Consider the following 10,458-nt stretch of genomic DNA (forward strand, 5'->3'; position numbering starts at 1 on the left):
GGTTATTTCTGGGGGCGCCCTTCCCCCTCGCTAAAGGTGTTTTGTTTTTACCCTCGTGGCGCGGGTGTTTTTTTGAAAAACACAACTCACTAGGAGAGCCATGCCGGCCGCCACCCCCTCACCCCCACCCCGCCCAACCCCGCCCCCGACTCCACCTCCGACCCCGACTCCGACCTCAACCTCGCCCTCGACTCCGACCTCGCCTCGGCCGAACCCCGCACCGGCTTCACCGGCTGCGGGGCGGTTCGGTGTGGTCTTCGCCGTCGTGGCGGCCGGTGTCGCGATGGCCAACCTGGACGTCTTCATCGTCAACGTCGCGCTCCCCGACGTCGGGCGGCACTTCACCGGGGCGTCGCTGTCGTCCCTGTCGTGGATCCTCAACGCCTACGCGGTCGTGTTCGCCGCGCTGCTCGTTCCCGCCGGACGGTTCGCCGATCGCACCGGGCCCAAGCGGGCCTACCTGGGCGGCATCGCCGTCTTCACCGTCGCGTCCGCGCTGTGCGCGGTGGCGCCGAATGTCTGGTCCCTGGTCGGGGCGCGCGCCGTCCAGGCGGCGGGCGCCGCGTTCCTGACCCCGTCCTCGCTCGCGCTGCTCGTCGCCGCCGCGCCGCCCGCACGCCGGCTCGCCGCCGTCCGCGCATGGACCGCGATGAGCGGCCTCGCCGCCGCGCTCGGCCCCGTCGCCGGCGGCCTGCTCACCCAGCTCGACTGGCGCTGGGTGTTCATCGTCAACGTTCCCGCCGGCATCGCCGTGCTGCTGGCCGGCCCGCGCGTCGTCCGCACGCCGACCCAAGGCGCCGCCCCGACCCAAGGCGCCGCGCCGGCCGAAGGTGGTGCGCTGGCCCAGGGCGGTGCGCCTGACCATGGCGGCGCGCTGGCCCAGGGTGGTGCGCTGGGTAAGGGTGGTGCGCTGGGCCATGGCGGCGCCCCGGGTCATGGCGGCTCGCTGGGTCAAGGTGGTGCGCTGGGTCAAGGTGGTGCGCTGGGCCATAGCGGTGCGCTGGCCGAAGGCGGCGCCCCGGGCCAAGGCGGCTCGCTGGGTCAAGGTGGTGCGCTGGGTCAAGGTGGTGCGCCGGACCAGGGCGGTGCGCTGGGGCAGGGTGGTGCGCCGGCCCAAGGTGGGGCGCTGGCCGCGCGGGCGGGGCGGCCTGATCTTGCTGGGGCGGGGCTGCTGACGGCGGGCATCGCCGCGCTCGCGCTCGCGCTGGTCAAGAGCAACGACTGGGGCTGGGGCTCCGGAGGCGTCATCGGGACGCTGGTGGCGGCGGCGGTCCTGCTGGTGCTGTTCGTGCACCGGTCGGCGCGGCATCCCGAGCCGGTGCTGCCGCTGCGGCTGCTCCGGGTCCCGGGCTTCGCCCCGGCGTCCGTGGCGAACCTGCTCTTCGCGGTCGCGTTCGCCGCGATGCTGCTCTCGGCGGTCCTGTGGTGCCGGCAGGTCTGGCACTGGTCCGCGCTGCGGACGGGCCTCGCGATCGCGCCCGGCCCGCTGATGGTCCCGGGCCTCGCCGTCGGCGCGGGCCCGCTGGCCCGGCGCACCGGCGCGGCCCCCATCGCGATCGCCGGCTGCGCGGCCTTCGCGGCGGGGATCGCGTGGTGGACGTGGATGATGACCCCGGACGACGGTTACGCCGCCGGCATGCTGCCCGGGATGCTGCTCACCGGCGTCGGCGTCGGGCTGGCCCTCCCCACCCTCGTGGGTGCGGCGGTGTCCGCGCTGCCGCCCCGGGACTTCTCGACCGGTTCCGGCATGGTCACGATGGCGCGGCAGATCGGCACCGTCCTCGGCGTCGCGATGCTGATCGCCGCGCTGGGCTCGGACGCCGCGCCGGGCGGGGCGGGCGCGTTCGACGACGGCTGGCGGCTGGTCCTCCTTGCGACCCTCGCGACGGCCGCCGCCTGCCTCCTGGTCCGCCGCCCCCGCCCCTCGGCTGCCGCCCCGCCTGGCGACTCCGGCGGATCCGTCCAGGTGGAGGAAATGTGAGGGGCGGCACGCTGCCCAGTAGGTTGTGTTTTCCAACTCGCTGGGCGGATACTGGGCAGTAAGTTGGAGAACACAACGGAGGTGGTCATGCGGGACGCGGTGATCGTGGAAGCGGTGCGCACGCCGGTCGGCAAGGGCAAGCCGGGCGGCGCGCTGCACGCCGACCATCCGGCCGACCTGCTGGCGCGGACGCTGAGGACGCTCGTCGAACGGTCCGGGATCGACCCCGCGCAGGTGGACGACGTGATCGGCGGCGTCGTCACCCAGGCCGGCGACCAGGCCCTCAACATCACCCGGACCGCCGTCCTGGCGGCCGGGTTCCCCGAGACCGTGCCGGGCATGACCGTCGACCGGCAGTGCGGCTCGTCCCAGCAGGCGCTGCACATCGCCGCGCAGGGCGTGCAGAGCGGCGCGTACGACATCGCGATCGCGTGCGGCGTGGAGTCGATGTCGCGGGTGCCGATGGGGTCGAGCGTGCTGCCCGGCAGCGACCCGTTCGGCCCGATGCTCAAGGAGCGGTACCCGGACGGCCTCGTCGGGCAGGGCATCAGCGCCGAGCTCATCGCCGCGAAGTGGGACCTGTCCCGCGAGGAGCTCGACGCCTACGCCTACGAGTCGCACCGCCGCGCCGCCGAGGCGTGGAAGAACGGCGAGTTCGACCGCGAGGTCGCCTGGACCGGGCAGCGCGACGAGACCGTCCGGCCCGGCACGTCACCGGAGATCCTCGCCGGTCTCAGGCCCGCCTACTACGACGAGCGGACGGCGGCGCGGTTCCCCGAGATCGGATGGAAGGTCACCGCCGGGAACGCGTCCCCGATCAACGACGGCGCCGCCGCCGTCCTGGTCATGGGCGCGGACGTGGCGGAGCGGCTCGGCCTGCGCCCCCGCGCCCGGTTCCACGCGTTCGCGGTCACCGGCGACGACCCGCTGCTGATGCTGACGGCGATCATCCCCGCGACGGAGAAGGTACTGGCCAGGGGCGGCCTGACCCTGGACGACATCGACCTGTTCGAGGTGAACGAGGCGTTCTCCCCGGTCGTGCTCGCCTGGCAGCGCGAGACCGGCGCCGACCTCGCGCGCGTCAACGTCCGCGGCGGCGCGATCGCCATCGGCCACCCGCTCGGCGCGAGCGGCGCCCGCATCATGACGACGCTGCTGCACGCCCTGGAGGACCGCGGCGGGCGCTACGGCCTCCAGACGATGTGCGAGGCCGGCGGCCTCGCCAACGCGACGATCGTCGAGCGCCTGTGACCGGCCGACCGAACGTGGCGGGCGGGCCGAACGTGACCGGCGGGCCGATCGTGACCGGCGGGGCGTTCGGAACCGGCGGCTAGGCTTCCGGTATGCCGAAGGACGCCCATCCCCGCGAGTGCTCCATCGCCGACACCCTCGACATCGTCGGCGAGCGCTGGACGCTGCTCGCGATCCGGGAGCTCAGCTACGGCGTCCGCCGGTTCGACCAGATCGCCCGCAACACCGGGGCGGCCCGCGACATCCTTACGACCCGGCTCCGCAAGCTCGAGGCGAACGGGATCGTCCGCCGCGAGCGCTACAGCGACCACCCCGTCCGCTACGAGTACCACCTCACGGCGGCGGGGCGGGAGCTGTGCGACGTGCTGATCGTCCTGATGGCGTGGGGCGACCGGCACCTGCACCCCGACGACCCGCCGGTCCGCTGGCAGCACTCCTGCGGCGAGACCCTCAGCCCGATGGTGATCTGCCGGCACTGCGGCAACGAGGCGCGTCCCGGGGCCCACTCGCCGACGGGGCGGGGCGCGCTGACGTCCTGACCCCGGAAAGACGGCGGAATGCGATAGAAGAGTGGACATCTTCAGGAAGGTGCGAGATGTCCGCGATGCCGTTGAGAGCCGGTGATCCGACGCACGTCGGCTCCTGGGAGATCGAGGGGCGGCTCGGCGAGGGCGGGCAGGGCGTCGTCTACCTCGGGCGCGGGGCCGGCGGCGAGCCGGTCGCGGTCAAGGTGCTGCGCGGGCTGGACGAGGAGGCGCTGCGGCGGCTGGGCCGGGAGGTCGAGACGGCCCGGCGGGTCGCGCCCTTCTGCACGGTGCGCGTCCTCGACGTCCGGCTGGATCCGGCCTCCGCCTACGTGGTCAGCGAGTACGTGGACGGCCCGTCGCTGCAGGACGCGGTGAAGGCCGAGGGGCCGCGGCGGGGCGCGGCGCTGGAGCGGCTGGCCATCGACACGGCGACCGCGCTCGCCGCCGTCCACTCCGCGGGGGTGGTGCACCGGGACTTCAAGCCGCACAACGTGCTGCTCGGCCCGGACGGCCCGCGGGTCATCGACTTCGGGATCGCGCGCGAGGTGGACGTCACATCCTCGCTGACCAGGGGCCCGATCGGGACGCCGGCGTACATGGCGCCCGAGCAGATCGAGGGCCGCCCCGCCACGGCCGCGGCGGACGTGTTCTCCTGGGGCGCGACGATGGTCTTCGCCGCGACCGGGCATCCGGCGTTCGCGCGGGACGGCGTGCAGGCGCTGTTCCACCAGATCCTCAGCGAGGACCCGGACCTGTCCGGCCTGGACGGGTGGCTGCGCGACCTGGTCGCGTCCTGCCTCGCCAAGGACCCCGCCGAGCGGCCGACGGCGGCGGAGGTGATCTCCCGCCTGACGGCGCGGACCGCCTGGCAGCCCGTCGACACGCTCCCGGCCGCCGCGTCGTCCGCACCCGCGCCCGCGCCGCCGGCGCCCGCGTCGTCCGTGCCGCCCGCGTCGTCCGTGCCCGCGCCCGCGCCGCTGCCTCACGCGTCCGTGCCTCTTCCGCCCGAGGCGCCGCCTCCCGCGTCGCCGTCTCTCGCCTCCGGGCTCGCCGGCACCATGCCGCAGCAGGCGCCGTGGACGGCACCGCCGGGCTGGCCGCAGCCGGGCCTTCCTCCGGGCGAAGCGCGCCGCCGCCGGATCTGGCCGTGGCTGACGGCCGCCATCGCGCTGCCGGTCGTCGCGGCCCTGGTGGCGGGCGGCGTCTTCGTGGTGCGGCAGGTGCTGCGCCACGAGAGGCCCGCCGCCGTGTCGTCCCTCCCGGCGGACATGTGCTCGATCTACGACTCGAGCGCGGGGAAGCGGGTCCTGGCCGACATGGGCGCCGCGAAGGGCAAGCGCATCCCGCGGAACAGCGCCGACCAGTACGGGGAGTGGAGGCTCTGCGCGTTCGGCACGGACCTCTTCCCGCCGACGGACACCTTCCAGATCCAGCTGAACCTCTACAACCGCGACGACCCGCACAAGGGGATCGAGGACGCGCGCAAGGCGTTGCATGGCGGTTCGAGCTTCGGTTGCACCTCGGCGCCCGTCACCGGCGGCGGCGTGGGCGAGGAGAGCTGCGAGGGCGTCACCAGCAGTTCGTGGGCCGAGGTCGTGGCGCGCAAGGGCAACATCATCGCGATGGCCTCCTGCTCCGCGCCGACCATCGGCGACCGCTACCGCCAGGCACTGCGCCGCGCCGCCGACCTGGCCCTCGACAAGGCCCTGTAGCCCACGGCGCACCCCTGTGGCCCACGGCGCGACCCGCGCGGCCGGCGGACCAGGCCCGCGCCCCCCGGCGAGACGCGGCCGCTCCTCAGCACTCGATGACGTTGACGGCGAGGCCGCCGCGCGAGGTCTCCTTGTACTTGTCGAGCATGTCGCGGCCGGTGTCGCGCATGGTCTTGATCGCCTTGTCGAGGGAGACGAAGTGGCGGCCGTCGCCGCGCAGCGAGATGCGGGCGGCGCTGATGGCCTTGATGGCGCCGACCGCGTTGCGCTCGATGCAGGGGACCTGGACGAGGCCGCCGACGGGGTCGCAGGTCAGGCCGAGGTTGTGCTCGATGCCGATCTCCGCGGCGTTCTCCACCTGCTCGGGGGTGCCGCCGAGGACCTCGGTGAGCCCGGCGGCGGCCATCGAGCAGGCGGAGCCGACCTCGCCCTGGCAGCCGACCTCGGCGCCGGAGATCGAGGCGTTCTGCTTGAACAGCACGCCGATCGCGCCGGCGGTGAGCAGGAACCGGACGGCGCTCTGGTCGTCGCCGCCGCGCACGAACCGGTCGTGGTAGTGCAGGACGGCCGGGATGATGCCGGCGGCGCCGTTGGTCGGGGCGGTGACGATGCGCCCGCCGGCGGCGTTCTCCTCGTTGACGGCGAGCGCGAAGAGCGTGACCCAGTCCATCGCGTGCAGCGGGTCGGACGCCTGCTCCGCCGACAGCTGGCGGTGCAGCTGCGGGGCGCGCCGCCGCACCTTCAGGCCGCCCGGCAGGAGGCCCTCGCGGGTGCAGCCGCGGGTGACGCAGGCCCGCATGACGTCCCACAGCGTCAGGAGCCCCTCGCGGATCTCCTCCTCGGTGCGGCCGAACGCCTTCTCGTTCTCCAGCATGAGCGCCGAGATGGACAGGCCCGTCTCGCGGCAGCGGTCGAGGAGCTCGGCGGCGGTGTCGAACCGGTGCGGCAGGACGGTGTCGTCCGGCTTGATGCGGTCGGCGCCCGTGGCGTTCTCGTCCACGATGAAGCCGCCGCCGACCGAGTAGTACACCTTGGAGCGCAGTTCGTCGCCGGACGCGTCGAACGCGGTGAACCGCATCCCGTTGGGGTGGCCGGGCAGCGATTCCTTGCGCTCGAAGACCAGGTGCTCGCCGACGGCGAAGGGCACGTCGTGCGAGCCGAACAGGCGGAGGGACTTGCGCTCGCGGATCGCGGCGAGCCGCTCGTCCACCGTGTCGACGTCGACGGTCTCGGGCTTGTCGCCTTCGAGGCCGAGGATGACGGCCTTGTCGGACCCGTGCCCCTTCCCGGTGAGGCCGAGGGAGCCGTAGAGGACCGCCTGGACGGACGCGGTCCGCTCCAGCAGGCCGTCCCGGCGCAGGCCGCGGGCGAAGCGGTGGGCCGCCGCCATGGGGCCGCCCGTGTGCGAGGACGACGGGCCGATACCGATCTTGAAGAGGTCGAAAACGCTGATGGCCATGGGTGCTACCTCGTCGTAGCGCGCGCCCCCCTCCCGCCCTGAGGGGGAAGGGGGCGCGAGGGAGTTACAGGTCGGGGTACAGCGGGTGCTTGTCGGCGAGGGCCTTCACCCGGGCCGACAGCGCGCCGGCGTCGAAAGACGGCTGCAGCGCCAGCGCGATGACGTCGGCGACCTCGGCGAAGTCCTCGGCGGTGAAGCCGCGGGTCGCCAGGGCCGGCGTGCCGATCCGCAGGCCGGACGTCACCATCGGCGGGCGCGGGTCGTTCGGGACCGCGTTCCGGTTGACGGTGATGCCGATCTCGTGCAGCCGGTCCTCGGCGTCGCGGCCGGTGAGCTCGGAGTCCACCAGGTCGACCAGGACGAGGTGCACGTCCGTGCCGCCGGTGAGCACCTTCACGCCGGCCTTCGCCGAGTCCTCGGCGAGCAGCCGCTCCGCGAGGATCTTCGCGCCCTCGACGGTGACGGCCTGCCGGGCCTTGAACTCGTCCGACGCGGCGATCTTCAGCGCGACCGCCTTGGCGGCGATCACGTGCTCCAGCGGGCCGCCCTGCATGCCCGGGAACACCGCCGAGTTGATCTTCTTGCCGTACTCCTCGCGGGCGAGGATCAGGCCGCCGCGCGGGCCGCCGAGCGTCTTGTGCGTCGTGGTGGTGACGATGTCCGCGTACGGGACGGGCGACGGGTGCAGCCCCGCCGCGACGAGCCCCGCGAAGTGCGCCATGTCCACCATGAGCAGCGCGCCCACCGAGTCGGCGATCTCCCGGAACGCGGCGAAGTCGAGCTGCCGCGGGTACGCCGACCAGCCCGCCACGATCATCTTCGGCCGGTGCTCGGCGGCGAGGGAGGCGACCTCGTCCATGTCGACCAGGCCGTCCTCGGCGCGGACGTGGTAGGGCACCACGTTCAGCACCTTGCCGGAGTAGTTCAGCCGCATCCCGTGGGTGAGGTGCCCGCCGTGCGCGAGGTCGAGGCCGAGGATCGTGTCGCCGTGCTGCAGCAGCGCGAAGTAGACCGCGGTGTTGGCTTGCGCGCCGCTGTGCGGCTGCACGTTGGCGTGCTCGGCGCCGAACAGCGACTTGGCGCGGTCGATCGCCAGCTGCTCGGTGACGTCGACGAACTCGCAGCCGCCGTAGTACCGCTTGCCCGGGTACCCCTCGGCGTACTTGTTGGTCAGGACGGAGCCCTGCGCCTCCAGCACCGACACCGGCGCGAAGTTCTCCGACGCGATCATCTCGAGGGTGGACTGCTGGCGGCGCAGCTCGGCGTCCACCGCCTCGGCGACCTCGGGGTCCGCCGCGGCGAGGGAGTCGTACAGACCCACGTCAGCTCTCCTCGATCAGCTTGTCGTAGGACTCGGCGTCCAGCAGGTCGCCCGGCTCGTCGGAGATCCGCACCTTGAAGATCCAGCCCTCGCCGTACGGGTCGTCGTTGATCACCTTGGGCTCGTCCACCACCGCGCTGTTGATCGCGGTGATCTCGCCGCTGACCGGCGAGTACAGGTCGCTGACCGACTTGGTCGACTCGATCTCCCCGCACGGCTCGCCGGCCTCGACGGCGTCGCCCTCGGAGGGCTGCAGCTCGAGGTAGACGATCTCGCCGAGCGCGTCGGCGGCGTGCGCGGTGATGCCGACCGTGACGATGCCGTCCTCGCCACCCAGGCCGGCCACCCACTCGTGCTCTTCGCTGTAGCGGAGCTGCTCCGGAACGCTCACGATCTTTTTCTCTCTCTTCCCATGTGGGGGCCGGGCCCCCACACCCCCGGACGACTGTGTTTCAGGAACGCTTGTAGAACGGCAGGGCGACCACGTCGACCGGCTCCTGCCTGCCGCGCACGTCCACCGCGAGGCCGGCCTCCTCGACGCCGCTGTCGAGGTAGGCCATGGCGATCGGCGTGCCCAGTGTGGGCGACGGGGCGCCGCTGGTCACCACGCCGCACGGCGTGCCGTCCGGCGCGACGACCTGGTACCCCTTCCGGGGCGCGCGACGCCCGCGCGCCACCAGTCCCACGAGCCTACGGCCCGCGGGGGTCTGCGCCTGCGCCGCCAGGGCCGCCTTCCCGACGAAGTCGACCGCCTTGTCCAGTTTGACCACACGGCCGAGGCCGGCCTCGAACGGGGTCGTCTCCCGGGTCAGCTCGTTGCCGTACAGCGGCATCCCGGCCTCCAGGCGGAGCGTGTCGCGCGCGGAGAGCCCGGCGGGCACGACCCCGTCGACCGCCGCGAGCGCCTTCCACAGCGCGACGGCGTCGGCGGCGTCCACGAACAGCTCGAAGCCGTCCTCGCCGGTGTAGCCGGTGCGGGCGATCAGGGCGTCCACGCCGGCGACGCGGTCGGCGAGGATCGCGTAGTAGCGCAGGTCGGCGAGCGGCGCGCCGGTGAACCCTTCGAGGATCTCCTGCGAGCGCGGGCCCTGGAGCGCGATCAGCGCGTAGGCGTCGGAGCGGTCGTCGACGGCGGCCTCGAAGCCCGCCGCCCGCTCGGTGAGCGCGTCCCGCACCACCGCGACGTTCGCCGCGTTCGCCACCACCATCCAGGTCTCGTCCGCGAGCCGGTAGACGATCAGGTCGTCGAGGACGCCGCCGTCCGGGTCGCAGATCATCGTGTACCGGGCCTTGCCCACCGCCATCGGCGACAGGTTGCCGACCAGCGCGTGGTCCAGCGCGTCGGCGGCGCCGGGGCCGGACAGGAAGATCTCTCCCATGTGGGACAGGTCGAACAGCCCCGCGCCGGTGCGGACGGCCTGGTGCTCGGCGGTCTCGCTCCGGTAGCGCAGCGGCATCAGGTAGCCGGCGAAATCGACGAGGTTCGCGCCGAGGTCCTGGTGGACGTCGTGCAGCGGCGTCTTCTTCGGGGTCGGGTCGGCGGACATCGGTTCGGCTCCTTCGTCGCGGGCGCGCGTGGTCCATCGTCCCACTCGCGCACCGGGCGTATCGGTGCCTCCCCCTCTGTCATCGGCGCCTGAGAGCTTCACCCGCCGCCCCGTACGGGACGCGGCGCGGGCTTTCACCTTCGGCGGGGGACGGGGTCCCCGCTTTCCAGAGGTCGCCTGGTCCGTGCGGTCCGTGGGCCTGAGAGGTTCCGGGGAGGATTTGCTCCTTCGGCGTCCCACGCCGGCTGCGTGGAACTCTCCCGCACGGGATCAACGGCGTCGCGCCCAGGCTAGCAGCGGCAACGCCGTGCGACCAGCGGCCGCCGTGCCGGGCCGGCGGCGCGGCCGGAGGCGGCGCGTGCTCCGGCCGAGCCGCCCTCCCGGGCCGCCGGGCGGCCGCTACTTCGGCGTGGCGGCGGGGGTGCCGGACATCGCCTTCACGCACGCCTGCAGCGCCGCCTTGATCTTGGCCAGCTCGGCCTTCGACGGCGTCGAGCTCGGGTGCGGGCTGGGCATCGTGATCCCGTGCTTGCGCACGCAGTCGTTGAACTTCTGCGCGGCCTGCGCCGTCCCGTTCCCGCCGGGGGCGGTGGGCACGGCCCCCGTGCCCTTCGAGGCGCCGGACGCCCCGGAACCCCCCGGCGGCGCGGACGACGCCGC

General features: G+C 73.6%; 9 protein-coding genes and 2 riboswitches. Of the genes, 4 read left to right on the top strand and 5 right to left on the bottom strand.

All coding sequences use genetic code 11. The annotated features are described in order from the left end of the window. Positions 1–250 precede the first annotated feature (250 nt). The 4 genes from ABZ914_RS38215 to ABZ914_RS38230 all read left to right on the top strand — a co-directional run bounded on the left by ABZ914_RS38215 (position 251) and on the right by ABZ914_RS38230 (position 5,471). On the top strand, positions 251–1,981 hold the full coding sequence (locus ABZ914_RS38215) for an MFS transporter (protein WP_500199323.1): 1,731 nt from the start codon (positions 251–253) through the stop codon (positions 1,979–1,981). 87 nt (positions 1,982–2,068) lie between these two features. Beyond that, a complete protein-coding gene (locus ABZ914_RS38220) occupies positions 2,069–3,232 on the top strand; it encodes a thiolase family protein (protein ID WP_500199324.1) in 1,164 nt (387 codons plus the stop codon). Between the two features lie 92 nt (positions 3,233–3,324). After that, positions 3,325–3,771, top strand: coding sequence for a winged helix-turn-helix transcriptional regulator (locus ABZ914_RS38225; RefSeq protein WP_190868280.1), 447 nt, complete (start codon positions 3,325–3,327; stop codon positions 3,769–3,771). A gap of 56 nt (positions 3,772–3,827) precedes the next feature. Further along, positions 3,828–5,471 carry a serine/threonine-protein kinase gene (locus ABZ914_RS38230; RefSeq protein ID WP_500199326.1) on the top strand — a complete coding sequence of 548 codons (1,644 nt, stop codon included), beginning with the start codon at positions 3,828–3,830 and terminating at the stop codon, positions 5,469–5,471. 85 nt (positions 5,472–5,556) lie between these two features. Here the strand turns inward: ABZ914_RS38230 and ABZ914_RS38235 are convergent, their stop codons facing one another. The 5 genes from ABZ914_RS38235 to ABZ914_RS38255 form a co-directional block, all read right to left on the bottom strand. After that, the gene (locus ABZ914_RS38235; RefSeq protein ID WP_190868282.1) at positions 5,557–6,930 is read right to left on the bottom strand and encodes an L-serine ammonia-lyase; all 1,374 of its coding nucleotides are present in this window, start codon (positions 6,928–6,930) and stop codon (positions 5,557–5,559) included. 64 nt (positions 6,931–6,994) lie between these two features. Further along, the gene (glyA, locus tag ABZ914_RS38240) at positions 6,995–8,251 is read right to left on the bottom strand and encodes a serine hydroxymethyltransferase (RefSeq protein WP_433239693.1); all 1,257 of its coding nucleotides are present in this window, start codon (positions 8,249–8,251) and stop codon (positions 6,995–6,997) included. Position 8,252: 1 nt separating this feature from the next. Next, positions 8,253–8,642 carry a glycine cleavage system protein GcvH gene (gene gcvH, locus ABZ914_RS38245; protein ID WP_173099099.1) on the bottom strand — a complete coding sequence of 130 codons (390 nt, stop codon included), beginning with the start codon at positions 8,640–8,642 and terminating at the stop codon, positions 8,253–8,255. Between the two features lie 61 nt (positions 8,643–8,703). Next, the gene (gene gcvT, locus ABZ914_RS38250) at positions 8,704–9,798 is read right to left on the bottom strand and encodes a glycine cleavage system aminomethyltransferase GcvT (protein WP_500199327.1); all 1,095 of its coding nucleotides are present in this window, start codon (positions 9,796–9,798) and stop codon (positions 8,704–8,706) included. Between the two features lie 73 nt (positions 9,799–9,871). Continuing rightward, positions 9,872–9,971: riboswitch (glycine riboswitch) on the bottom strand. 4 nt (positions 9,972–9,975) lie between these two features. Next, positions 9,976–10,071: riboswitch (glycine riboswitch) on the bottom strand. Between the two features lie 126 nt (positions 10,072–10,197). Further along, the coding region (locus ABZ914_RS38255; RefSeq protein WP_500199328.1) for a hypothetical protein at positions 10,198–10,458 on the bottom strand (261 nt) is incomplete at its 5' end.

Origin of the sequence: Spirillospora sp. NPDC046719 (genome assembly GCF_040645715.1) — a bacterium.
Classification (GTDB): Bacteria; Actinomycetota; Actinomycetes; order Streptosporangiales; family Streptosporangiaceae; genus Spirillospora.